Consider the following 24893-nt stretch of genomic DNA (forward strand, 5'->3'; position numbering starts at 1 on the left):
CACGACGAGGATCGGAAAGCCGATGTGTTTCGCTACGGTAGCTCCACAAGTCTCCAGTACTTGTTGAGCGCCGCCATGAGCTCGACGAAGCTGAGGAACGTGACCGGCTTGAGGAGATAGCCAGCCACGTTGAGGTTGTAGGCTCCCACCTTGTCGCGGTCGTCGTTCGATGTGGTCAACACGACGACCGACGTGGCCCCGAGCTCTGGATCGGCCCGCAGCTCGCGCAGGAACTCGATCCCGTTCATCTTGGGCATGTTCAGGTCGAGCAGGATGAGCCGTCGTTCGACCGGGACGACACCGCTGCGCAGCATCTCGAGGGCCTCGACGCCGTTCCCGGCGACCCAGAGGGGATTCGAGATGTTGTTCCGCTTGAACGCCCGGCGGACATTCATCACGTCGACGTCGTCGTCTTCGACGAGGAGGATGTTCAAGAGTTTTTCTTCGACGTCCATTGTCTCCTAGGTTCTCATTGGCGAGATGGACGTGAACGTCAACTCCCTGCGAGGCGGCCGCGCCAGTCAGGTGCGATAGGGGCGGCGTCGATGCGCGCTGGTCGGTCAGCTCGCCCGCGGCCGCTGACGCCAGAGCGTCATCAGCACCCGCCCGACCTGGACCACGCGACCGACCCGCCCTTTCGGCCCGGTGTCCGCAGGACGGAACGGTTCGGTGCGGTAGCTCGCGCTCGGGGGCGGCGCCTCGCGGGGAGCGGCGGCCTCAGCCGGGGCCGCGGAGACGGACGCCGGCCCGAGGCGCTTGTCGAGGTGGACCTCGACCGCCTCGCCGACCAGGTTGCTCATGTCGCGGTCGTTTTCGATGCAATGGAGCAGCAGCCGATCCGCGAGCGGATCGGGCAGGTAGACGGTGACCGCGCGCCGGGAGCGGCCGTCGTTCCCGAGGAGCACCGGCGGGCCGGCGTGCGGCTCCGAGGTGGTGGCGAGCGCATGGGGCCCGGCGGCGGCCTGGGGCCCGGCGGCGGCGCTGGCTGCCTGCGGCGCCGTCGCCGCGAGCGGCTCTGCGCCTGGCTGCGCCTCCGGTGCTCGCTCCTGCGGCGCCTCCTGCGCTCGCTCCTGCCGCGCCTCGACGGGCTTCTCGCCGTCATGCGCTCGCTGATGGGCGGCGGGCTTCGACCTCACGACGTCGTCTGCCGCTTTGCCGCCTTCGCCGCCCGCGACGAACGCGTCGGCCTTTTCAGGCGACGGCGGCTTTCGTAGCGAGACCGCGACTTGCTTTTTGGCCATGGTGAAGCTTCTCCAGTTCTTCGAGAAGGTGGGTGATCTCTCTGGCCGCGGCGTCCCGCGGTGCGTAGCCCGTCACCCCTTGCCCGCAGGCGAGGGACTCCTGGTAGGCGATGCGATAGCCGAGCTCCGTGGAGAGCACCGGCAAGCCCGACGTCTCGAGCACCGCGCGCGCCGATTTGCCGAGCGCCGTGCGGCCTTGCTTGCGCGTGATGAGGATGCAGCCCTTGAGCGCGCTCCGCAGCGCGGCGGCCTCGCGGAACACCTCGAGCGCGGCGGTGAGGGCCCACGCGTCCGCGGCCGTGGGGCCGCAGGGGTAGACGGCGATGTCGGCGACCATCAGCGCCGATCGCGCGATCTCGCCGTGGCGCGGCGGGCAATCGATGACGGTGAGGTCGTAGGCGGCGGCGACTTCCGGCAGCTGTCCCGGCTTGTGCATCGAGGCGCCCATGGCCATGACGGTCGGCGTATCGTGCCCCGCCTCGGCGGCCACGTCGCCCCACGTGCGGACGGTCCCCTGGGGATCGGCGTCGACGAGCAGCACACGCCGGCCGTTCGCCAGCGCGGCCACGGCGAGGCTCACGGCCGTGGTGCTCTTGCCGATCCCACCTTTCTGTCCGGTGAGCGCGATGATCATGATAGACCCCCCTAGCAGAACCTTCGCCGGGCGGTCCACTTTCTTGCAAGCGCGGACAGGGCTTCTACCGAGCCGTCCTGAGGGGAATTCCCGACGAGGACGTTGATTTCTCGGTGCTGTCGGCGGGTTGGCCCGCACATCGCAGGAGGTTGTTCAGCTCTCTATCCGGCGGGAGCGTCCTCACCCGCGCGTCGCATAGCCGCCATGATGAGGACGCTCGCGGAAGAGGCGCGCTCTCCCGCGCCGACGAAGCGCGAGCGGCGCCTCCGGCGCGCCCGCCGCACGTCGCCGCCGCGGGAGCGCGCGGCGCTGGCGAGCGAGCGGGCCGGAGCCATTGGTGGATCGCGCAGGCGATTGAATCGAAGGCGGCGGCGATAACGCTTCGGACGGTGGGCCTCGGGGCGCGCGAGCTGCGGATCGCGGCAGCGGGAGCCTCGGGAAGCGACGTTGAGGTGTCGTCGATGCGCGGGGTAGAATGCATCGATGTCAATCACCTTTGCCGTCTCCGATGTCGATCGGCCGCAGCAGCTCATGCAGGTGCTCGATCGCGCCAAGGCCATTCCGAGCCTGCTCGGCGGGGGTGAGCGCGCCGCGCCGGAGCAGCGGCGAATGCCCTGGGGCAGGCCGCGACCTCCCGTGGCGCGCATCGAGGCGTTCTCGTCGAGCGACGCGCCGCTGGTCTCCGCGACCGATGCCCACGCGCTCGCGCACGCGGCGCACGATGCATTTTACCTTCACCACCCGCTGGTTCTGTCGCCGGACGCCGTGTGGCTCTGCCTCGCGCAGGGGTTCGCCCACCATGTCGCGCTGAACGCCGAGGCGCTGCGCGGGCGGTTCGTCCGTCATCAGGGGAAGAAGAAGCTCGTCGTCGAGCGGCCCGACTTCTTTCTGGGCCAGTTCAATCCATGGCCCGAGGCGTTCGCCGCGTTTTCGGATCAGATCGCCGCGCACGTCGGCCGCCTGCGCGACCTCATCGTGGCCGACTTCTCGACGACCGGCGCCGTGGAGCGCGCCGCCTCGGAGGTCGTCCTCATGGACGCGTTCCAGCCCTACTTCGAGTACGAGATGATGGCTGGTTGCGGCATCCCTTCGGTCACGCTGCTCGGCAGCGTCGACGATTGGAAGAGCGTTCGCCGGCGCGCCGCGATGCTGTCCGAATTCGGCCTGGAGGCCTGGACCGACGCGCTCCTCCCGGTGCTCGACGAGGTCGTCCGCACCGCCGAGGGGCACGTCGACCCAGGCTTCTGGCGCTCGTTCTTCCGCTACGAGAGCGGCTCCGGGCCGAGCGAGCTGACCGGCTGGATCCTCGTCCTCTTTCCCTACCTCAAGACGTTCGATCGGAACGGCGAGCGCATCGAGCCGAACCCGTACTTCGGCCGGTGGGAGCAGGCGCTGCGCGCCGCGGAGAAGCGCACGGACTGGAGTTTCAAGCCCGAGGGACCGGACCTTCTGCGGATCCCGAGCTCGATCTCCAGCGCCCCCGTCAACTTCGTCGATGTGCGCGACGGCACGGAGCACCCGTTGCGCTTCGTCGCAGGGCTCTTCGGCGTCACGCAGGAAGCCGCGACCGGCGCGCTCGCACCCGAGTTCGGCTGGGCGATCGTCCACGACGACGGCGGATCGAGCGCCCCGGCTACAGGTTCTCTGGTTTGAAGAGCCTCCGATAGCTCACGTTGCGACCGGACACCATGAACACCCCATCGCCGCGGTAGTGGACTGTCGTCGGATAGCGCGGCGACGTCGCGACGTGCGCCTTCACCACCTCGAAGACGAACAGGCTGAGGCGCTTGACGGCGCTCGTGTCGACGAGCTTGCACTCGAAGCTCGCATGACACTCGGCGATGAGGGGCGCGCCGACCTCCGTCGCCTCGACGGCGGTGAGCCCGAACTGCTCGAACTTGTCGACCTCGGACCCGTGGCTGTTCCCTATCCCGATGACGACGCGCACGAGATCGACCTTGGGCACGTTGATCACGCACTCCTTGCTGCGCCGCACCATCTCATAGCTATCGTTCTGGTCCCAGATGAAGCACCCCACGAGGGACGGCTCCTGCATCATCACCATGTGCCAGCCCATCGTCATGATGTTCCGCCGGCCCTTGTGCGCAGAGCTCACCAGCACCACAGGACCCGGCTCCAGGAAGCGCCGGACCTTCGCCACCGGAAAATCTGCCTTCTTGTAGATCTTCATGCGATCACCCGAGGCACGGATGCGATACGAGCGGGCTCGACCCTGGCTGCCCGCGTGGCGGGTCGGCAGCGGCCAGCTCGGCGACAAACCGCATTGTGCCATGCACGTCGCGGGCAGCAACGTCGGATACCAGCGCACGAGCGGCGTCAGAGCACCTGTTTGATCAGCTTCAGCGGGCTCAGCCGGTCCCAGACGTCCGCCTCGCGAAAGCTCGGCCGCGTTTTGACGGCCTTCGCATACCGGGCGAGGCGCGCTCGCCTGGCGATCTCGGCGTCGAAGCGCACGAAGCCCATCCGCGCGAGGAACACGGTCCACACCACGTCCGCGGGCCCATGACCGCCGGGGACGAGCGACTCGCGCCCATCCGCGAGCGCATCATCGAGCGCGTCCAGGAGCTCGAACGCCGCGCGCTTGCGCTCGCCGAACATCGCCACCACGCCCCCCGGGTCGAACGTCTTGACGCGCCCGGCGAACACCTCGGCGCGCCGCGCGTAGACGTCCGCGAGGTCCGCGTGCTCGGTCGCGAGCTGGCGCAGGCGCTTCTCCGTCGCCACGAGCGTCCTTCGCACGGCCGGTCGCGCGAGCGGGTTCCACGAGAGCAGCCACCCGAACGTGAGCTCCTCGATGGGGAAGGCGTAGTGGCGATCGAGCCAGCCCCGCGTCGCGTCGTCGAGCGCGGCCTCGGTCGTGCCGAATGCGAACAGGAGGATGTCGCGGCTCTGCGAGAGCACGCGGCCGTCGACCTCCAGCGTCGGGACGGTCAGGTTCGGGTTGAGACGCGCATAGTCCGGCGCGAGCTGCTGCGCCCTGCGGTGGATGTCGACGCGCACCGATTCGAAGGGGACACCGCGCTCGACCAGCGCGAGGCGCGCGATCATGGAGTAGTACGACGAGGCAGCGTGATGGAGGCGGAGGCGTGCGGGGCTCGCGGGAGCGCTCATCGAGCCGAAGCGTACCACCGCCGCGCCCGAGCAGGGCCTGACCAGGCGGCGTTCTGCTCGGCTGCCCTCGCTGTCGGAGGGCGATGCGAGCCGCGCGCGTGTCGTCGTGCTGGCGAGATCAGAGCTTGCGGTACATCCACACGCTGGGTATCTGGATATCGAACCCCGCCTTCCGGTACGCGCGTCGCGCCGGAGCGTGGCTCGGATCGCCGCCGGTGCCGACGGTGGCGACCTTCATCCCGGCCTGCTTCAGGCGCGCCGCCGCGAACTCGTACATCGCGGTGCCGATCCCCTTGCCGGCCTGCGCGGGGTCGACGGCATTGAGGCCGATCTCGCCGACGAGCGTCTCCGGAGCGAGCCGGAGCGCCACGAAGCCGGCGACCTCGTCGCCGGATTGCGCGACGTACAGCTCCCAGCCCGAGTCGGCCGCCATCAGCGACGTCAACAGCCCCTCCTGCGCTTCTTCGTCTCGCCGCTGCGCCAGCTCGTAGAGCTCGTCGCCGAGGATCGAGCGGAACGACGCGAACACGGGCGCGAAGGCCGCGCGCCGGATGTCCTGAAGGCGGGCCGCTTCCTCGGGGTGGGCACGGCGGAAATGGAGCTCAGTCAATTGGCTTTCCTCCTGTACGGCGCCATGCACGAGCATGGCGCTTGTGAAGCTTCACGCGGACTCACCCTCACGAGGATTCCGCGATCCGAGCGACGCGAAATATCCACGGAGCCACTTCATCCTTGAGCTCTCAGCCCATCCCATCGCGACCATGGCGCGCTCGATGGCGTCAAACTGGGCTTGGTCGACCGGGAGATCGAGGTCGCCGACCCAGTCGATGACGAACTCCATGGCGAGCCCCCACTCCCCGTACCGGTGAACCCAGTCGTGCGCATCGCGGAAGCGCTCCGGGGGGAGCACGTCCTTGAAGGACTCAAGCGCGACAGCACACAAGGCTTGGATCTCTTGTTTCGTCACAAGTCGACGACCTCGACACGAACCACCCCCCAGATCTGGCAGCTTCGCCGCTCGGGGGACCATTTCTCGACCACCATCACATGGCTGTCTTCCGCGCGCATGAGCTTCATCCGCTTGGCGTCGCTCCCCGCGTCAGAGGTCGTAAACGTGCACGGACAGCCCGGCATCACAGAGCGTTCTCTGGACGATGGACTCGACCTCTGGCCACTCCCCGCCCGCCAGTCCGCAACCGATTCTTGGCATATGGATTGACGCGCTGACACGCTGCGCGTGCTCCGCGAGCATGGCGAGACATCGCTCGAGCGCATCATACCGGATCGGAGGAACGCCATGCTGCGAACGCACGCCGTGCTGGGCGATCATGTTCGCGACGGAGAGGCCGTCTTTCACGCTCACAATCTGTATTTCCCCAAGCTTGAATCCAGCTGCTTCACCCCGGGCATGCCAGGCGCGGTACTGCGCCTCGGGTTCGGGCCACTTCTTCGAGAGCGCGACCACGAACCCACGCCCCCAGCCACCGATGTCGTTGCAGACGTGGCAGATGATCCTCGCCCCCTCTCCGACGGGCTCTGTCGCGTCACCCGTGCGGTAGTCGATCGGTCTCATCGCGGACCCCGCGCCTCCTCGTCCTGCTGAATGTAACCGTTCACCGATGAGCACGCCAGGCTGGGTTCGCGAGGAGGACGGATGGATGGACGTGGGCGGCTCCTGGTCCCCGACCTCATCCGATGGAAAGGGGCCTTGCCTCGAAGGGCTCGACCCCGCAGGGCGCCCCGACGAAGTTCATCTCACAAGCTCGGCTTACCCCTCGCCCTCCTTGCCCTCCTCCGGTCGGTCGTCCTCGACACCGACAGCCGGCCCAGTTTACCTTGGACGAAAGATGAACAGCACAGGCACTGCTCCCGGTTCCCCGGGCCTCGCCGAGAGCTACATGAGGGCTGTCCGCAGCGCGCCTTTCGCGGTGATCGAGTGCGCCGGGAACCTCGACGAGCTCGTGGTCGCGGAGTGGAACGCCGAGGCAGAGCGCATCTTTGGATATACCGCTGACGAAGCGGTGGGCCGCCGCCTCGCGGACACGATCGTGAGCGAGCCGGACGCCAGGACCTTCGGGCGTTCGCTCGGGCAGGAGAGCGCCCCGCGCCGCTGCACCCATGCCCGCAAGGACGGGCGCGCCGTCGTGTGCGAGTGGCGGGTTGCGCCCGTGCTCGACGACGGCGGCGAGCCGATTCGGCTGCTCTGCTTCGGGCAGGACGTCACGGAGCAGGTCAAGGCCTTCGAGAAGGTCAAGGAGGGCGACATGATCCTCCGGGCCATCCTCGGCACCGTGGACACGGCCGTGACCCGGATGGATCGGGATGGAGTCTGCACCTTCCACGAGGGCAAGACGCTCCCGTCCCTCGGCCTCAGGCCGGGCCAGTTCGTCGGAATGAACGTGTTCGACGAACCTCCCGCGCCGATGGACATGGATCCGATGCGAAGGGCGGTCCGGGGCGAGTTCGTCCGCACCCGCGTCGAGGCGTACGGGATGGCCTGGGAGACATGGATCATCCCGCTGACCGACGAGCGCGGGGAGCGCAACGGCGCGGTCAGCTTCACGCAAGACGCCACGGAGGCGAAGCTCCGGGAAGACGAGCTGAAGGCGCGGCTCGACCTCATCGAGCGCCAGCAACAGGTGATCCGCGATCTGTCGACGCCCATCATCGAGGTCTGGGACAGCGTGCTGACCCTCCCCATGGTGGGCGTCGTCGACAGCAGGAGGGCCGCCGACGTGATGGACGACCTCCTGGCCGCCATCGTGGACAAGCGGGCCCGCTTCGCGATCCTGGACCTCACCGGCGTCGAGGTCGTCGACACGAAGACAGCGAGTTATCTCATCGAGCTCATCCGCGCCATCCGGCTCCTCGGCGCCGAGGGGGTCATCACGGGCATCCGGCCCAACGTGGCGCAGACGATGGTCTCCCTCGGGCTCGATCTGTCGGGCATCGCGACCGTCGGAAACCTCCGCGCGGGCCTGAAGCTCTGCATGCAGCGCGTGGCCGCGGGCGGCGCGGCGCCGAACGGCGCGCCGCCGCGCGCCCCCGGGGGCGCGGCGCCGAGGCTCCCGGGAAGCGGCGGGCGCTGAGGTCCAGGACACGAGGGGGCCTCGGAGGTCGGGTAGATCGCGGTCGCCTGCGGAAGTTCACCTTTGCGTCGGCAATCCCAGGCCCGTAAGGAACGGCGGACAGGCACCGCGCGCGCGGCGCCGTGGAGACGCCGATCGTGACCACCCACCCCCGCAGCCCCAGGAGCGGCGGCCAGCGCCCCGGGAGCCCTCGCCTCGCCGAGCGCCCCCCCGTCGCTCGCCGCCCCCTCCTCGTCGCTCGCCGCGCCGCCCTGGCGCTCCCCCTCGCGCTCGCCGCCGCCGCGCCCGCCGCGTGCGCCCCGCGGGGCGCAGCATCGCCGCTCCCCGCCGACGCGCCGCTCCCCGCCGCGTTCTCCGCCGCGCTGGAGGCCGAGATCACGAGCTCCGCCGCGGCCGCGCCGTACCTCGACGCCCTCGACCGCGCCGTCGGGGCGCCGAGCGACGACGGCGCCCTCGCCACCGTGATCGCGTCGCTCGACGCGCTCGTCTTCGGCGCCGGCACCGCGGGCGGCCCCGACCCCGACGCCGCGGCCATCGCCTTCCGCTCGCGCGAGGCGCTCCCCGAGGTCGCCCGCCGGCTCCAGCGCGCCTGGGCGTTCGCGGACGTCGACGGCCGCGGCGCGCCGGAGATGCCATTCGTGCGCGGCGCGCTCGCGAGCGCCCTCCACCGCATCGCCCTGTTCGTCGGCGACGAGGCCGCGGCGGCGACCTGGAGCGCGCGCCGCGGCTGCGCGGGCGAGGCCGCCCTCGTCGGCCCGCTCGACGCGGCGCCCCTCCACGGCCTCGCCCGGCCCTCCCCCGTGAGCTCCGCGCCGGGCGCGCCGCTCGCCAGGGCCTACCCCGGGCTCGCGCCGTTCGCGCAGAGCGCCTCGCCCATCGTCGTCCGCGCCGACGCGTGCGCCATCGACATCGACGCGGTGAGCGCCCTCCAGGGGACGCGCGCCGTGGTCGTCGACCTCCACAACCCGATCGCCCAGCGGGTGAGCCTCGCGCTCGCCTCGTCGTCCGCCGCCGTGCTCGAGGTGGGCGGCGTGCCCGCCCTCCACCGCGACTACGCGGCCGGCGGCGCGCAGGTCACCCGCCTCGCGACGGTCGAGGCCCAGCCGGGGACGCTGCGCGTCGTCGTGCGCGTGGCGCAGAAGGGCGACGGTGACGCCATCGAGCTCACCGCGTGGGGCGAGAACGGCCTGCCGCTCCGCGCCCGCGCGCCGCGCCCCGGCGCCGCCGCGACCGCGGCCGCATCCAGGCCCGCCGCGGTCAGCCTGGCGCCGGCGTCGCGCGGCGCCGCGGACCAGCGCCCGGGCGCGGCGAACGTCGAGGTCGCTGCCGCGGCCCTGCTCGCGCTCGGCGACGCGCGCGCGGCCGAGCACCTCCTCGATCCGGACGGCGACGGCCGCCTCCGCCAGAGCGACGCGCGCTCGCCGGCCTCCGCGCCGCCCCCGGCGGCCACCGCCGCGCCCCGCCCGCCGGCCTCCGCGCCGCCTCCGGCCACCGCCGCGCCGCGCTCGCCGCGCCTCGATCTGCTCTACGCCAGGGCCATCCGCCGCGTGGGCGACCTTCCCGAGGCCGAGGTCGTCGAGCGCACCCGCGCCGCCGTCGAGCGCGTGCTCGCCGCGTGGCCCGCGTCCTGGGAAGCGCGCCTCTACAAGGCGGAGCTCGCCGAGCGCCGCGGCGGCCGGGGCGAGGGCACCATGGACGCCCTCCGCGAGCTCGGCGTCCGGGTCGCGCCCCCCGGGCCGGCCGGCTTGAGCGCGCCCGCCATCGCCGACGCCGATCGCATGGTCCTCGCGGAGCTCGCGGTGGTCGCCCGCCGCGCGAACGTCACCGACGTCGCCGAGGCCGCCTACGCGAAGCTCGCCGCGGCGGCGCCCGGCTCGACGCTGCTCGCCGTCGTCGACGACCGCATCCACGGCCGCGCCGGCGTCGACGCGGTGAAGGCCGCCTGCGAGGGCGGGCTCGATCGCTCGAGCGCCGCGTGCCTCGGCGCGCTCCTCGACGCGAGCGACCGCGACGCGGTCCTCGCCGAGATCAAGCGGCTGCGCCGGCTCCGCCGCGCGCCGGACGCCCTGCGCGAGGTCGAGCTCCGCGAGCGCGTCGCCCGCGGCGACCTGCGCGGCGCGCTCGCCGTGTACGACGCCATGCCGCCGGGGCAGCGGGTGATGCTCGAGGCGCTCGGCCTCGCCGCCGGCCGCGGCGACGCCCGCGCCGTGCGGGGCCGCCTCGCCCGCGACCGCACGACGGCGCGCGACACCCCCGCCGGGATCGGCCCCATCACCCGCGCCCTCGGCCTCGCGCCGGACCCGGCGCCGGCGCTCGAGGCCGAGGGCCGCAAGCTCGTGCTGGAGGACCAGCAGAAGGCGTTCCTCCCCGGCGCCGCGACCGCGGTGCTCCGCCACGTCGAGCGGTTCACGATCTCGCCCGACGGGCTCGTCCACTACGTCACGTACGACCTCCGCCGCGTCTCCGGCACCACGGACGTGGCCCAGGGCGCGGCCACCTACGGCCCGCTCATCGAGGGCCGCGCCATGCCGCGCCTCCTGCGCCGCCGCATCCACAAGCGCGACGGCCGCATCCTCGCGCCCGACGCGGCGTCGAACGCCGCGCAGGACCAGAGCGATCTCTCCCAGCTCGAGCAGGGCGACTACGTCGAGCAGGTCACCGAGGGCCACGCGCTGCCGGGCGACGGCGGCCAGCTCGTCATCGACACGTGGGACCTGCTCCCCGAGCGCACGAGCGTCCGCGAGGCGACGATCGAGGTCAGCCGCCCGACGTCGCTCCCGCTCGCGCTCTGGTCGCACCCGCTGCTCGGCGCCGCGGAGCAGCGCGCCGAGGGCGCCTCCACGATCAGCGTCTGGCGCATCAAGGATCAGCCGCCGCGGCGCATGGAGGACGGCGTGCCTCGCGTGGAGATGGGCGTCGGCGTCAGCCTCGGGACGCAGACCTGGGGCCACGTGGCCGCGGCGCTCGACGAGAACATCCGCGCGCTCGAGGACCGCGACCCCGCCATGACCCGCTGGGCGCGGGAGGCCGCGGGCGCCGACCGCACGCCGTCGCCCGCGCTGCTCGAGCGCGTCGTCGCGGCCGCCGGCAAGGCGGTGAAGGTCGCCGGCGGCGCCGAGCTCTCGGACATGGCGGCGCTCCTCGGCGGCGGCCCGCAGCGCACGACGGCGCGCGCGATGATCGAGCTCGGCCAGGGCAGCCGGTCGTGGGTCGTCTACCGCGCGCTGCGCGAGCTCGGCGTGCGCGCCGATCTCGCGATCGCCGAGACCGAGCCGTTCAGCTCGTCGGCGGACTTCCCGCCGCACGCGGGGCGCTTCCGCCACCCGCTCGTGATCGCCCGCCTTCCGGGCGGCGACGTGTGGATCGACGCCGACGTCGAGGGCCCGCCGCTGCCCCCCGGCCGCATCAGCCCCGAGCTGCGCGGCCGCGCCGCCATGCTGCCGAGCGGCGAGCTCGTCACCGTGGCCGGGACGAGCGGCGAGACCGGCGACGAGGTCGACCTCCGCCTGACGGTCGACACGCAAGGTAACGCCTCGGGAACGTTCACGATTCTGCTGCACGGGCGGGCGGCGCAGGCGCTCTCGGAGGCGTTCGAGACCGTGGTGGGCACGGCGCGGCGCGAGATGCTCCGGGGCGTCGTGCTCGGCTGGCTCCCGTGGGCCGACGTCGAGGACGTTGTCGTCTCGTCGACGGAGGGCTCGTGGGAGGTCGCGCTCCGCGCCACCGTGACGATCCACGGCTTCGCGCAGCCGGCGGGCAAGGACGCCGCGGCGTGGACGCTGCCGGGGCTGGAGCCGGTGCACCTCGTGTTCCCGCGCGCGTACACGAGCACGCTCGGCGCCTCGTACGCCTCGCGGGGGGCGCGCAAGAGCGCGCTCGCGATCGAGACCGCGCTCCAATACCACGTGCGCCGGAGGATCGAGCTGCCCGAGGGCTACACGGTCGCGCGCGCGCCCGAGGGCGTGCGCGTCGAGCACGCGGGCCTCGCGGCGTCGCGCAAGGGCAGCTACGGCGCGGCGATCGAGGAGGACTTCGCGCTGAGCTTGCCGACGGGGACGGTGTCGATCGACGAGTACAAGGCGTTCGTCGAGCGGGTGCAGGCGGTCGACAGCGGCTTCATGGCGGGCATCCGGGTGGCGCGGCCGGCGGCGCCGGCGCGGCCCTCTGGCGGCGCGCAGGGGCCGGGCGCTGTCCGCGGCACGCGGCCGCAGGCGCCGGAGAAGCGGCCGCAGGCGCCGGAGAAGAAGCCGTGAGCCTCGACGTCCGCGAGTCGGTCCCGCTGGCCCCGCTCACGACGCTCGGCGTGGGCGGGCCGGCGCGCTACTTCGCCGAGGCCGCCGATGAGGCCGCGGTGGTCGAGGCGTTCCGCTTCGCCGAGGCGCGCGGCGTGCCGCTCTTCGTGATGGGCGGCGGCTCGAACCTGCTGGTCGCGGACCGGGGCGTCGACGCGCTGGTGCTGCGCGTGCGCGTCCGCGGGATCGAGCTGCTGCGCGGGCGCGGGGAGGACGGCGTCGGAGAGACTCGCGGCGGCGGGGTGGACGGTGGCGGCGGAGAAGCCGGGCGCGCCCTCGTGCGCGCGGGGGCGGGCGAGGCGTGGGACGACCTCGTGGCGCGCTCGGTGGCCGAGGGCTGGGCGGGCGTCGAGTGCCTGTCGGGCATCCCGGGCGACGTCGGCGCGACGCCTATCCAGAACGTGGGCGCGTACGGCCAGGAGGTCGCGGAGACGATCGTCGAGGTCCGGGCGATCGATCGCGCGACGGGGGCGGCCGTGGTCCTTTCCGGTGCGGACTGCGGCTTCGGCTACCGCGACAGCCGGTTCAAGCGCGCGTGGCGCGGGCGGTACGTCATCACGGCCGTCACGTTCGCGCTGCGCCCGGGGGGCGCCGCGACGGTGCGCTACCCCGAGCTCCAGCGGGCGCTCGCCGCGCCGGCGGGGGGCGCCGCGCCGCCGCTCGGCGAGGTGCGCAGCGCGGTGATCGCGCTCCGCCGCGCCAAGTCGATGGTGCTCGATCCGGCGGACGAGAACGGCCGGAGCGCGGGGTCGTTCTTCATGAACCCGACGCTCGCCCCCGGCGCCGCCGCGGCCGTCATCGCGCGCATCGAGGCGGCGGGCGTGCTCGCGCCCGGCGAGGCGATCCCGCGGTATCCGGCGGACGGCGGCCGGGTGAAGCTGTCCGCGGCCTGGCTGATCGAGCGCGCCGGCTTCGCGAAGGGGACGCGCCACGGCGCCGCGGGCATCTCGACGCGCCACACGCTCGCGCTGGTGAACCGCGGCGGCGCCACGGCGGAGGAGCTGCTCGGCCTCGCGCGGCGCGTGCGGCGCGGCGTGCTCGATCGGTTCGGCGTGGCGCTCTCGGCCGAGCCGGATCTGGTGGGGTTTGCGCCCGGCGAGATCGACGATCTCGTCAGCGCCGCCCACCTGTAAGAGGGGCCCCGGGCGGCCGAGGACCCCTCCTCGACAGCTCACCGCCCGGCGTCGTGGAGCATGCCCTTGATCGCCCAGCCGCTGTCGACCTGGCGCGGGTACAGGTCGCCGACGAAGTGCGCGCCGTGCATCAGCCAGATGGAGACCTGGCCGTTCGTGTGCCGCCAGACGATGTCGTCGCGGCGATCGTGATCGAAGTCGCCGACGCCTTGCACCTGCCATGCGAGGTCGCCGGGCCCGTGCGCGTTGTTGTACGAGGGCGAGTCGAAGCCCTGCTCGCCGCCGAACCAGATGGCGAGCTGGCCACTTTCGTCCCGCCACAGGATGTCCGAGCGCAGGTTGCCGTCGAAGTCGCCGATGGCCTGCACCTTCCAGAAGAGGCTCGGATCCTGGCCGCCGGGGTTGGCCTCGCCCACCCGCGTCCCGCCCGACATGAACCAGATGGCGACCTGGCCGTTCGTGTTTCGCCACAGGATGTCCGAGCGCGCATCACCGTCGAAGTCGCCGACGCCCTGCACCTTCCACGCGTTGTCGACCGGCGCCGGCTGGTTGTTGTAGCCGGGATACGCGGCCTGAGCGGCGTCGCCCTTGAACCAGATGGCGAGCTGGCCGTTGGCGTCGCGCCACAGGACGTCCGAGCGCCCGTCGCCGTCGAAATCGCCGACGCCAGCCACCTTCCAGAACAGGCTCGGGTCCTGGCCGCCGGGGTAGGCCTGACCGACGACGGCTCCGTCATTCATGAACCAGATGGCGACCTGACCATGGGTGTGTCGCCAGAGCAGGTCGCTCTGGCCGTCGCCGTCGAAGTCTCCGGAGCCCTGAATCTTCCAGGAGAGGCTCGGGTCCTGGCCGCCGGGGTAGGCCTCGCCGACGATGTCGCCGCCGTCCATGAACCAGATGGCGACCTGGCCATTGGTGTGCCGCCACAGCAAGTTGGTGCTGGCCGAGCAGGAGCACGTGTCGCCGTCGCCGCTGCACTCGTTCGAGGGTGACGACGGGCACATGTGCGACTTGATCCAGTCGAACTCGGAGCCCGTCGTGACTCCCTTGCTGACCCAGCCGTGGGTCGCCGTCCACGTGTGCATCGAGTGGACGGCGTAGAGCCGGCTCGCCTCAACGTTCAAGACGGCCCCGCCCGAGTCGCCGCCGCAGAAGACCTGGTCGTTGAAGCGCAGGATGTCGTGGCCGTCCTCGTACCCGCCGACCTTGGCGGCGTCGAAGTTCAGGGTGCCGAAGGGGGTGCTGCAATCGGCGCCCGTGCGCCCGAAGCCGGCGATCGTGACCCTCGATCCCTCTGCGGGGTAATCGCTGGCCACGACGAAGGGCTTCACGTGCGCCGGCGCGACGCCGTTCAGCTTGATGACCGCGACGTCATGCTCGATCTGCCGCTCGGTCCACGATGGGTTGTAGTCCGGCTGGATCTCGGCCACGCCGCTCAGCACGCGCGGGCGCGCGCCCGGCGTCGCCGGGTCGGGGCGAAAGGTCACCGTCGCGTCCGTGGAGCAGCCGTTGCCGCCGACGTAGCCGTCCTCGCAGAAGCAATGCGCGGCGGTGAGGACCGTGTCCGCGGCGATGACCATGCCCGAGCAGCTCCCCTGCGAGCTCGACACCTTCACCATCGCGAGCAGATCGCCGGGCCCCGCCGGCGTCGGGTCGACGATCGGCGATGCGACCTGGGCCGTCTCCTCGAAGTCGCCCGCCCCACCGGGGTCGGCCGCGCAGGCGACGAGCGGCATCGCCAGCAAGGGACACAGCCAGCGCCGTCGACGAACATGCATTTGAGTCATCGGTTCAATCGTCATGTCGCTACCCTCCTTTTCGCTTCGCCCGCCGTGGTGGCGCGCGAAGGGGACACGCATCGGTTGCTCTGGCGCGCGCTCGCGCCCTCGATCTTCGGAGGGCGTTCAGCGGGCCTCTTCAGCAACGCGTCGCTCTTCAGGCTTCAGCAACGCACGTGCCGGGTCGGGGCGGCGCTCGCTTCCGCGGATCGCCTGTGCGCATGAGCGGGGAGGGACGCTTCTTCCGGCCCCCCCCGCGAGCCCGTCGTCTCGATCGAGCTGTCGCCCCGGGAGGACCAGGTGTCTCCTCCACAGAGACAGGGCGAGTGAGGCATCACGCCAGGGTCCGGAGTTCCAGCGCGACGGATCCCTGCTCTTCGAGCACGAACGCGCCCCCGCGGAGGCGGGGTTCGGATCGGGACCTCCGGCCGCCGCGCCGAGGGTGGCGGGCGTCAGGGCGTGGCACGAGCGCCCCGTGATCGCGGGGGAGAGCGCCGTCGTTTGCCTGCCGGCGCTGCAGCGCGGACAGCTCACCGTTCAACCCGCGCTGCGCCCGCCGCGGGGCGACGCTCTCGGAGGAGCCGCAAGCACCCTGGATCTCTCGTCCAGATGCGGGGGCGCGACCCCGGGCTCCCCGGCCGAGCCATCCGCGAGCGCGATCACCTCCGTCAACACCTATGGGCGCCGAGGCGGTCCCAGTTGTAGAGCACCTCGTTGATGCTTAACTTCCGACACATCTCCCCAACACGGTTCCAGGCGCGAAGGTTCATGCAATCAAACAAACATTCCTTCTTGGCTGAATTACGCGCCCTGAGCTCCCAGCTTGAAGAGCTTCGCCAGGAAGCCGGCCGTTGCGGCGATTTCGATCCCTTGGAAAAGAAGCTGGGCTCCGTTCGCCAGTTCGTCATGGACGCGGAGAACGCCTCGCGCTGGCGGCGCTGGGAAGGCGATCTCGAGCTTCTTCACGACGCCACGACGCTTCGCCATGTCCTGGATCGCGCTCTCTGCGACCTCGAAAAAGACCATTCCCGCCACCTTTGCCAGCGACTGGCAGAGGGAACCTTGCCTTTGGAAGCCTATCTGGATGCGACTTACACGGAGTTTCGGAAGTCGTTCCGGGCGGAACTGGCGGCTTCTGGGATAGGCCAAAAATCGAGGATTGTTTTCATAGGGGCCGGGGCGCTGCCCGTCACGGCGCTGCTTTTCGCCCGGGAAAGTGAGGCGGAGTTACTGTGTCACGATATCGATCCTGAAGCGACCCGTCTCGCGAAACAGCTTGTCATGCATCAGGGTCTGGCGGAGCGGATCCGGTGTAGCTGCCGTCCGCTCGAAACGATCCCTTGGGTCAAACAGGCGAGCCATTTCATCATCGCCGGGCTGGTCAAGGAGAAGGCCGCCGTTCTTCGGCAACTAGGTGGCCAGATGCACGGGCAGGCGAAGATCATCCTTCGCTACGGCAACGGCATCAAATCGATCTGTAATTATCCGTTCGAGAAGGAGCTTTCCGGGTCCTGGCACGTCACCCCGCTTCTCCATACCGGGGCGGTCTATGACGCCGTGCTTCTTGAGCGACACAATCGAAGCGAGGCGGGCGTGGTTGCCGCCGTCGACCAGAAGCAGGGCGTGTCGTGAAGCTGCTACTGGCGACCTGCGCAAAGATCCCTCCCGAGGCAATCGGCTGCGATCTGGCGCTCAAGAAGGCCCTGGAACATCGGGGCGTGGAGACCGTCTTGCGTCCCTGGGACCAGATCAAACCGCGGGAGGAGGCCAAGGGCCACGCGGCGGGCGTGGTCGTCCGTTCCGTATGGGACTACACGGAACAGAGCGAGAAATTCTTTCGATGGATTCATGGATTGCGTGACGAGGCGATCCCCGTGATCAACGAGGTCGACCTGCTACTATGGAACTCAAACAAGCGGTACTTGCTGGACCTCATCGCCCACGGAGTACCCTGCCCGGTCACGCGCATCGTCGATCAAAATTCGGATATAGAAACCACGGCGTCCGAAATTCCTGGAGACCGGCTCGTCTTGAAGCCCTGCATCGGGGAGAGCGGCGTGGGCGTGACCCTCGTTGAGCGCCACCAGGTCGCCGCGCAGGCCGAGGCCCTGCGCGCCGAAACGGGCCGGAACGATCTCTTGCTCCAGGAATTCATGCCGAAAATCCGCGAAGGCGAGCTGTCGCTCGTGTTTATCGACGGACGTTTCGCCCATGGCGTGAGGAAGCGTCCCAATCCCGACGATTTTCGGGTGAACGGGCGCTACCGCCCGCTTGCTCCGGTGTCCGTTGTTCCCGAGAAGGAGCATGTGGCGGCCGCGAAAGAGGTCTTGCGGCATGTCCCTGGTCGTCCCGTTTACGCGCGGATCGACGGCATCCTGCGCGGTGGTCACTTTGTTTTGATGGAGGTTGAGGTCCTCGATCCCGCGCTCTATCTCGACATGGTCCCCGCGTCGGCAAATGCGCTGGCGGACGCCATCGTGGCGGCAATACATCCTAGCTGATCCGCGGGAGGTCCTTGTAGCGAGAATCGATTTCGCCGAGGACTTCGCGGATGACGTTCATGATCATGCGGATGTCCGATTCGACCAGATCGCCCATGACACCGATGCGGAACGTTCCAGCGGCGGTCAGTCGTCCCGGGAAGATGGTGATCCCGCGCCGCTCCAGCGCTTCATAAAAAGGCCGGAAGTCATGCGCGAACGGCTCGGGAACATGGAAGGTCGCGATGATGGGGATGGCCACCTCGTCGGGGATCAAGCTCCGGAATCCCCATTGGCGAAAGCCGTCGATCAGGATGCGCCAGTTGCGCCGGTAACGTGCCCCGCGGGCGGCCACGCCGCCTTCCCTCCGGTGCCGTTCGCAGGCGCTGGCCAGGGCCGCGACAACGTGGGTTGGCGGCGTCCAGCGCCAGGTGCCGCTCTTCTCCATCGTGCTCCATTGGGCATGGAGATCGAGCGAGAGCGACATCGACCTGCCCGCCGAGGCGGCCAGGGCGTCCTTGTTGACGAGGACGAGGCCGATGCCCGGGACGCTTTCAAGGCATTTGTTGGGAGAGATGATGAGCGCCTCGAGATCGAGCGTGGCCACGTCGATGGGAAAGCCGCCGAAGGAAGCGACGGCATCGATGATGAGGCGCTTGCCCCTGCACCGGGCCACTTCCGCTACCATCTCGATCGGATTGAGCACGCCGGTGCCGGTCTCCGCGTGGCACATGGCGATGTGCGTGATGGAGGGGTCGGCGTCGAGGGCTCTTTCGAGATCGTCGCGCGTTGGCAGCGGCAGCATCGGAAGGTCGAGGGTCGTGACCTTGAGGCGAATGCCCTCGGCGATCTCCCTGAGCCGGACTCCGTAGAAGCCATTCTGCACGATCAGGATCGTGCCGGCACGCGGCACCAGGGTCTGCATCGCCGCTTCGATGGCGTAGCTGGCGCTGCCTTGCAGGGGAACGCAGGCATGCGTCTCCGTGCCGTTGGCGATCTCGAGCAGATAGCGGCGGATCGCGGCGGTCATGTCGACGAAGTCGCCCGCGTAGGGGTTCCGGTCGAGCAGCATCGTCTCACGGATCTCCGTCGGGACCGTGAGGGGCCCCGGCGTGAGCAGGTAGTGGTCGTGCCGGCGATTCAATGTATTTCCAGGGCACCCACCCTCAGCAATCGAAACAGGGCCGCCCGTGGAGAGGGATCGGCCAACGGCTTCGAAAGCCGTTACGCCATTGAGCACCTCGTCCATGGGGATGGGATACGGGGCCTCTCCGGAGATGGCATCGGCAAAAGCCTCGAGCTCGGCGCGCTCCGTGGAGGCAGCCTCAAAGGAAAAGGGGCCACCATTGCCAGCGAGGTCGACAATTTCGAGCGTATCCGGGCCACGAATCTCCGCGGACCCCTGGGTCCCGAATACCTGAAGACGAAATGTCGGCGCCGTGGCCATCATCGTCGTCACCGAGGCCGTGGCTCCGGAGGCCAGGGTGAAGAGGGCGGAGACGGTGTCCTCGAGAGGCCCCAGGGCCGGGATGCGCGAGGAGCCCACCGCGAACACGCCTGTGACGGGACCGCCGAGATGGATGATCGCGTCGATCATATGAATGCCACCCCCGGCGAAGCCGCCCGCCGGATTTTCTTCCGCTGTCAAACGCCATTGCCCGGAAGGAAATCGCTCGACGAGGTTCGCGGTAAAGTTGCTTTCGATGTGACGAAGGGTGCCCAGGCCGCCCTCCCCGACGACGCTCTTCAGTTTGCGCATCGCGGGGAGAAACCGGCGATTGAACCCCGTGGCCACCACGACTCCCGCCGCCGAGGCGGCAGCGGAAGCCTGCACCGCGCTGGAGGAGGTGAGCGTGAACGGCTTTTCGACGAAGACGGGGCGCCCCGCGCGGACGCAGGCCTCGATCTGCGCGGCGTGGAGGGAATGGGGTGTGGCGAGCACGATGCCCGCGATCGACGGTTGAGCCAGCGCTTCTTCCAGCGAGGCGAGGACCTTGATTCCCCGCGAGGCCGCCGCCTGTTCGATGCGCCCGGGAGCACGGCTGACCGCGGCGACAAAACGGACTTTGGGGCTGACGCCCTGCACGGCATCCACGAGGAAGGTGCCCCACCGCCCAAGTCCGACGATTGCCAGGTCGATCATCGACGTCTTTCAGGTAGAGGCTCCGTCACGCGGCCGATACCTGCGGCGCTTCGCCGCTCTTGGCCGACACGTAGAACCCGTCATGGGTGTGCAAGCGTTGCAAATTGGGATGGAGGGGACGGCGGTCCCCGGGATGCAACTTGAGCCAGAGCCGCAGGAGGAGCCGGCGCCGCTCGACCTCGGGCCAATCCTCGAAGGTGGAGCGCGAATGAAGGACCGTGTAGTTGCTCATCAGCGAGGCTTCTCCCGGTTCCAGCATGAACTTGTAGGCGAACTCGTCGCTGTCGGCGACTTGCTGGAAATAGTCGAGCGCGTCCCGCTGAAGCTGGGTCATTTCCTTGTTCCTCGCGGCCTGCTCGACGAACGGCTTGACCATGAAGACGCTGAGCTGGCCCTCGACTTCGCTGAAGACCGGAACGCGGTAATCGGTTATCAGCGACCGCTCGCCCTTCGCCTCCTCTCCCTGCCAATGGATGTAGTACCCGGCATAGAGCGGGGCGAGATATTCGGGGTGGGTCTCGACGATCCTGTCATGAATGGCGAGGGCGCTCGCTATTCCGCTGTGGCCGCCCAGCTTGGCCTTGCGGATCGCCAGAAGACCGACCAGCGCGCCGAAGTCGCTGTGCATGTCCAGGGGAATGTTGGAGTTGTAGGCCCGCCCGCCCTCGCGATCGATGACCTGGTTCAGCCGGTCGCCGTGATGGCTCTGCTCGACCGGCACTCCGAGCTGCTTGCCCACGGCCCAGAACAACAATCCCATTTCCTCCGGCGTATAGGTCTCGACCGGCCAGCCGCGGACGATGATGACACCGCGCTTGTGGAGAACTTCGTCGGCGATCCGGCGAATATCGTCGTGAATCTCGACGAGGGGAAAATCGCTCTCGGAAGCGGTCCGGAGCGTGAGGCTGCGTTTCCGCGCCTCATCCATGACCTTTTCGAACGCTCTCAGGTGCCGGGGCCCGAGATCGAAGGAGATTTTTTCTTTCGTCAGGTCCGAGGCTCTCCAGGCCCCGGGATGGCCAGTGTACCTTGCAAGACTGCTCGACATGTCGATTTCCCACGTGAAGGGTTGCAGGGCAAGTGGGGCAATTTGCCGCTAAATCACCTTCGCCGGCGGTGGCGAGAAATTTCCAGCCATGGTGTCGTAGAACCGACGGACGCTCGAATGGACCGGCTGCTTTTCCTGGGGAGTCCTCAGCCACAGCCGCAGGAGGAAGCGGCGGCGTTCCTGTTCCGGCCAGTCCTCGAAGGGAGCGCGGTCGTGCAGAATGGCGTAGTTGTTGACGAACAACGCCTCGCCCGCTTCCAGCATGAAGGTGAATTTCAGTTCATCCCCGATGGCATGAAAGTAGTCGAGCGCCTCGCGCTGCAGCTCCGTGAGCGGTTCTTTCCGCTCCGCGGCCGCCTGCTCGACGACCCTTTTGTTCATGAAAGAAACGCTGACCTGCCTGTCGAGCTCGCTGAAGAGGGGCACGCGGTAGTCGGGGTTGATCGGACGCTCACCCTTCTTCTCGTTGCCCGTCCAGTGAATATAATAGCCCTCGTACAGAGGCGCCAGATATTCCGGATGCGTGGCGGCAATGCGGTTATGAATTTCTATTCCGCTGGCCAGGCCGCTCAATCCCCCGGATTTGGCCCGCCGGATGGCCATCAGCCCCATGATGCCACCGTAGTCGGTATGGAGCGTCATCGCGTTCTCGGAGGTGTAACCTTTTCCCCGCGTCCCCGGTACCAGGTGGGGAACATCGGTCACATAGCCGAGACGATCCCCTTTCCAGCTTTGAACGATGGGCTCTCCCCATTGCTTGCCCAATGCCCAGTAAAGGAGAGCGATCTCCGCTTCCGTGCAGCGGTCCATCGGCCATCCGCGAACGATGACCACGCCGCGGCCATTCAGGATCCTGTCGGCGATGAGCTGCACATCGTCCTGGATGTCCTCGAGCTGAAAGTCCTCGTCGGAAGCGTTCTCGAGCGTGACGCTGCGTCTCCGGGCTTCCCGGATCACGCGGTCAAAGGCCTCCAGGTGTCTGGGCCCGAGATCGAAGGCAACTTCGTCCTTGGTCAGGTTCTTTCCATCCCAGGCCCGGGGGTGTTTGATTTGTTTCGTTTGGATCTTGGAGGGAGCAAACGATGCTTCCATGGTGGGTCATCCTCTCGGGGGCGTGAAGCCGGCAAGGCTGACGAGATCGTCTTTTCCCGCCTGATCCTGTCGATGGTGCTGCATTGTCGACGCACAGTATACCGCTTCCCAGGCAACGGCATCATGGGATCCTGAGGGGGACCGGCTTCGATCGCCTCGGACCAGAGCGCGTCCGTGCTGTTGCGGGCCGGTACAGGCAGCCGTCTCGACAGGCTCGGCCCGAGAGCTCCGCGGCGCGCACGTGCTGCCGCTGAGGCGACATCCACGCCGGGCAGCGCTGCCTCCGAGCGGTGTCCGAGCACCGGCCCTGCGACCGCGCGCCGCCCCGAGGCGATCACCCGTCCGATGCAGCGCACGCCGCTCGGTTGACGAACCCCCTACCACTGAACGATGGTCGCGCCGCCACCTCTTCGTACTGAACAGCTGTGGGCTCTTCAGTCCGAGCGATGTCATGTCGTCCGTCCTGAATGTCCGAGCCTATGAGCCGTAGGTCAGTGCTACCCGCGCCACGCTCGATGTAGTAAAGGCAGAACAGGAGAGTCGCAAAGGAGATAGTGTAATGGTCCATCGTTTCTTCTCGCTTCGCGCCATGTTTCTTGCATTCCTTGCATTTGCTGCGCTTTCGATGTTGGCGTCGGCGCCCGCCAGTGCCCAGGAGCCACTGCCGTGCGAATCCGTCGGTTTGCTGGGTACCGTGTTCCACGATGATCTGCTGGAGCGAGTCGACGCGGTCGCAGCGGGGATACGCATCGAAAATCTGGGCCCGGCCGACAACAAGACGTTCGTCATCCACGGTGCAGAGGACGTGAGCGTGACCGGTTGCGAGCTGACCGCGCGTCTGGGGGCGACGCTCCACCGCCGTCTGCGGCGCGACGCGCACGGCACGGTCACTTTGCTCATCACGCTCAAGGTGCTGCCCCTCGATGGATTGCGCTTCGATGTGCGCCTGAGCAATCCGCGCGTGACCGACGTGGATCTCAGCCGCACGACCGCGATCGGTGAAGCCATTTACCGTGCGATAGCCAATGGCATGAGGGAGCGGCTGCTCCCCGTCGACCGACTGATCCTCTCGCTCTGACGCGAGCTCCGGGGCTCGAGGATCGCGGCCTTTTGCGACGGCGTGTAGACCTTGGCCGCGCGGCTCTTGAGCGTGCGGCGCACGGGCGGCTACGTGGCCGCGGGCTCGCTCGCCGCGGCGGGCTCTTCTCGATTCACACTACATCAGCACTGAGCATGCGAACGGTCTACACGGCCATGACTCCGCCGTCCACGAAGAGCTCGACTCCCGCGACGAAGCTGCTCTCTTTCGACGCCAAGAACAGCACCGCGTTGGCGACGTCCTCCGGCTGACCGAACCGCCCGAGCGGCGTCATCTGTTTGATCGCGTCCTCCGCCCCTGCGTTGTTCTTGAGGTACGTCTGCATCGCCGGCGTGTCGATCATCCCGGGCGAGACCACGTTCACGCGAATGCCTCGGCTCTTCAGATCGGTCGTCCAGGTTCGCGCGAACGAGCGGATCGCGGCCTTCGTGGCGCTGTAGACGGACAGACTCGGGAGCCCTTTGCTTCCAGCGCCCGAGCCAGCGAGAACCACAGCGCCGCCGCTCGTCATCAGCGGCAGCGCCTTCTGCACGCTGAAGACCAAGCCCTTGATGTTCGTGCCGAACACACGATCGAAGTGCTCTTCGTCGAGCGCGCCGACCGTCGCGCTCTCGGAGATCCCCGCGTTGGCGAACACGACGTCGACCCTGCCGTGATCGCGCGCGATGCGTTCATAGAGTCGGTCGAGGTCGGCGAGCTTCCCGACGTCTCCCTGGACGCCGACGGTGCCGCCGCCGATCTCGCTGACCGCCGCGTCGAGTCGCTCTCGTCTGCGTCCGGTGACGTAGACCTTGGCCCCCTCCGCAGCAAATGCCTTCGCCGTCGCGAGCCCGATGCCGTCACTCCCACCCGTGACAACGACGACCTTGTCTTTGAAACGCGTCATCTCGATTTCATCTCCTTCAGAAGCCGCCCGCCTCGCGGGGACGGTCCCACACGCGTAGCCGCAGCTCACAAAAGATATCTCTTGAATACCTAGGGTCAAGAACGTACCTTGAGCATCCCTAGTATGCTGAACGATACCGACGACGAGCCCGTCTACCGTGCCAACTGCCCGAGCCGCGTGATCCTCGACCAGATCGCTGACAAGTGGTCGATGATGGTCCTTGCTGTGCTCGTCCCCGGGCCACGGCGATTCAACGCCATCAAGCGACGGCTCGAAGGCATCACCCAACGCGTGCTCACGCAGACGCTGCGGAAGCTCGAACGCAATGGGATGATCCACCGGCGCGTCCTCGACGGAGCGCCGCCCGGCGTCGAGTACGCGCTCACGCCGCTGGGCCGCTCGCTCCAAGAGCCGTTCGCGGCGCTCTACGACTGGACCATCGCGCATCTCGATACGATCCAGAAGCGGCAGGAAGCCTACGACCGCGAGGTCGCGGCCGCCGCTCGCCGTCGTGTCTGAGTTCGCGCCACGTCTCACGGCTTCGAGCTCTTGGTGAGCTCAACGCTTCCCGCTCCAAGCAGCGCCGCACCGAGAAGCACTGATCCGTCCGCCTTCACCGCCCTCCGACGCGCTCTTCACCGGTCAACTTCACCGGCAGGGCCGGCGTTCTTCACCGGTCAACCTCACCCAATTCCCGCGGGTCTCGCTCCGGCAGCCGATCCTCTCGCTCCCGCGCCCGATCCTCCCGCGCACGCGCACGCGCCAAGAGCTTTCTCTTCCTCTCCTCTGCGCCCTCATCGGCTCTCTCTATCGCTCCACGCGTCGAGCCCGCACGGGTGCCGCTTC

The 24893-nt window shown here is 69.0% G+C and carries 21 protein-coding genes; 8 read left to right on the top strand and 13 right to left on the bottom strand.

Annotated features, from left to right (window positions below; translation table 11 throughout):
- Window positions 1-32: 32 nt before the first annotated feature.
- The 3 genes from WME95_RS42700 to parA form a co-directional block, all read right to left on the bottom strand.
- Window positions 33-455, bottom strand: a complete 423-nt coding sequence (locus WME95_RS42700) for a response regulator (protein WP_272102242.1) — start codon at window positions 453-455, stop codon at window positions 33-35.
- Window positions 456-560: 105 nt separating this feature from the next.
- Window positions 561-1241 (bottom strand): hypothetical protein, encoded by a 681-nt coding sequence (locus tag WME95_RS42705; protein WP_437905000.1) that lies wholly within the window; start codon window positions 1239-1241, stop codon window positions 561-563.
- Window positions 1192-1875 carry a ParA family partition ATPase gene (gene parA / locus WME95_RS42710; RefSeq protein ID WP_437905001.1) on the bottom strand — a complete coding sequence of 228 codons (684 nt, stop codon included), beginning with the start codon at window positions 1873-1875 and terminating at the stop codon, window positions 1192-1194. The genes WME95_RS42705 and parA overlap by 50 nt, the downstream gene beginning before the upstream one ends.
- Before the next feature lie 483 nt (window positions 1876-2358).
- On the opposite strand from parA, the gene WME95_RS42715 reads away from it, so the two are divergent.
- Window positions 2359-3528 carry a DUF4419 domain-containing protein gene (locus WME95_RS42715; RefSeq protein ID WP_437905002.1) on the top strand — a complete coding sequence of 390 codons (1170 nt, stop codon included), beginning with the start codon at window positions 2359-2361 and terminating at the stop codon, window positions 3526-3528.
- On the opposite strand, the gene WME95_RS42720 is transcribed toward WME95_RS42715, so the two are convergent.
- The 5 genes from WME95_RS42720 to WME95_RS42740 form a co-directional block, all read right to left on the bottom strand.
- Entirely contained in the window at window positions 3509-4066 is a 558-nt protein-coding gene (locus WME95_RS42720; protein ID WP_437905003.1) for a flavin reductase family protein, read from the bottom strand. The genes WME95_RS42715 and WME95_RS42720 overlap by 20 nt on opposite strands.
- Before the next feature lie 146 nt (window positions 4067-4212).
- The gene (locus WME95_RS42725; protein ID WP_437905004.1) at window positions 4213-5007 is read right to left on the bottom strand and encodes a glutathione S-transferase family protein; all 795 of its coding nucleotides are present in this window, start codon (window positions 5005-5007) and stop codon (window positions 4213-4215) included.
- Between the two features lie 118 nt (window positions 5008-5125).
- Window positions 5126-5617: an N-acetyltransferase family protein gene (locus tag WME95_RS42730; protein ID WP_437905005.1), complete on the bottom strand. Its 492-nt coding sequence runs from the start codon at window positions 5615-5617 to the stop codon at window positions 5126-5128.
- A 51-nt stretch (window positions 5618-5668) separates the two neighbouring features.
- On the bottom strand, window positions 5669-5974 hold the full coding sequence (locus WME95_RS42735) for a MafI family immunity protein (RefSeq protein ID WP_437905006.1): 306 nt from the start codon (window positions 5972-5974) through the stop codon (window positions 5669-5671).
- Window positions 5975-6106: 132 nt separating this feature from the next.
- Window positions 6107-6580: a macro domain-containing protein gene (locus WME95_RS42740; RefSeq protein ID WP_437905007.1), complete on the bottom strand. Its 474-nt coding sequence runs from the start codon at window positions 6578-6580 to the stop codon at window positions 6107-6109.
- 325 nt (window positions 6581-6905) lie between these two features.
- Here WME95_RS42740 and WME95_RS42745 point away from each other — a divergent pair, with 325 nt between their 5' ends.
- From WME95_RS42745 to WME95_RS42755, 3 genes are all read left to right on the top strand, one after another.
- Complete coding sequence (locus WME95_RS42745; protein WP_437905008.1) at window positions 6906-8096, top strand: PAS domain-containing protein; 1191 nt, start codon at window positions 6906-6908, stop codon at window positions 8094-8096.
- Window positions 8097-8233: 137 nt separating this feature from the next.
- Entirely contained in the window at window positions 8234-12349 is a 4116-nt protein-coding gene (locus WME95_RS42750) for a hypothetical protein (RefSeq protein WP_437905009.1), read from the top strand.
- On the top strand, window positions 12346-13521 hold the full coding sequence (locus WME95_RS42755; protein WP_437905010.1) for a UDP-N-acetylmuramate dehydrogenase: 1176 nt from the start codon (window positions 12346-12348) through the stop codon (window positions 13519-13521). The genes WME95_RS42750 and WME95_RS42755 overlap by 4 nt, the downstream gene beginning before the upstream one ends.
- 38 nt (window positions 13522-13559) lie before the next feature.
- Here the strand turns inward: WME95_RS42755 and WME95_RS42760 are convergent, their stop codons facing one another.
- A complete protein-coding gene (locus tag WME95_RS42760) occupies window positions 13560-15299 on the bottom strand; it encodes a trypsin-like serine protease (protein ID WP_437905011.1) in 1740 nt (579 codons plus the stop codon).
- Window positions 15300-16067: 768 nt separating this feature from the next.
- On the opposite strand from WME95_RS42760, the gene WME95_RS42765 reads away from it, so the two are divergent.
- Entirely contained in the window at window positions 16068-16931 is an 864-nt protein-coding gene (locus WME95_RS42765; protein WP_437905012.1) for a nicotianamine synthase family protein, read from the top strand.
- Window positions 16928-17800, top strand: coding sequence for an ATP-grasp domain-containing protein (locus WME95_RS42770; protein WP_437905013.1), 873 nt, complete (start codon window positions 16928-16930; stop codon window positions 17798-17800). Before WME95_RS42765 ends, WME95_RS42770 begins: the two co-directional genes overlap by 4 nt.
- Here WME95_RS42770 and WME95_RS42775 read toward each other — a convergent pair.
- Genes WME95_RS42775 through WME95_RS42785 form a run of 3 tightly spaced genes read right to left on the bottom strand, consistent with a single transcriptional unit; the run spans window position 17793 to window position 22062 of the window.
- The gene (locus tag WME95_RS42775) at window positions 17793-19922 is read right to left on the bottom strand and encodes a 2-aminoethylphosphonate--pyruvate transaminase (RefSeq protein WP_437905014.1); all 2130 of its coding nucleotides are present in this window, start codon (window positions 19920-19922) and stop codon (window positions 17793-17795) included. The genes WME95_RS42770 and WME95_RS42775 overlap by 8 nt on opposite strands.
- Window positions 19923-19947: 25 nt before the next feature.
- On the bottom strand, window positions 19948-20970 hold the full coding sequence (locus tag WME95_RS42780) for a TauD/TfdA family dioxygenase (RefSeq protein WP_437905015.1): 1023 nt from the start codon (window positions 20968-20970) through the stop codon (window positions 19948-19950).
- A gap of 48 nt (window positions 20971-21018) precedes the next feature.
- Window positions 21019-22062 carry a TauD/TfdA family dioxygenase gene (locus WME95_RS42785; protein ID WP_437905016.1) on the bottom strand — a complete coding sequence of 348 codons (1044 nt, stop codon included), beginning with the start codon at window positions 22060-22062 and terminating at the stop codon, window positions 21019-21021.
- 559 nt (window positions 22063-22621) lie between these two features.
- On the opposite strand from WME95_RS42785, the gene WME95_RS42790 reads away from it, so the two are divergent.
- Window positions 22622-23140: a hypothetical protein gene (locus tag WME95_RS42790; protein ID WP_437905017.1), complete on the top strand. Its 519-nt coding sequence runs from the start codon at window positions 22622-22624 to the stop codon at window positions 23138-23140.
- Between the two features lie 166 nt (window positions 23141-23306).
- Here WME95_RS42790 and WME95_RS42795 read toward each other — a convergent pair whose 3' ends face one another.
- Window positions 23307-24047: an SDR family NAD(P)-dependent oxidoreductase gene (locus WME95_RS42795; RefSeq protein ID WP_437905018.1), complete on the bottom strand. Its 741-nt coding sequence runs from the start codon at window positions 24045-24047 to the stop codon at window positions 23307-23309.
- A 123-nt stretch (window positions 24048-24170) separates the two neighbouring features.
- On the opposite strand from WME95_RS42795, the gene WME95_RS42800 reads away from it, so the two are divergent.
- Window positions 24171-24566 (top strand): winged helix-turn-helix transcriptional regulator, encoded by a 396-nt coding sequence (locus WME95_RS42800; protein ID WP_437905019.1) that lies wholly within the window; start codon window positions 24171-24173, stop codon window positions 24564-24566.
- Window positions 24567-24893: the final 327 nt, after the last annotated feature.

Source organism: Sorangium sp. So ce327 (assembly GCF_051530205.1).
GTDB classification, from domain to species: domain Bacteria; phylum Myxococcota_A; class Polyangia; order Polyangiales; family Polyangiaceae; genus Sorangium; species Sorangium cellulosum_B.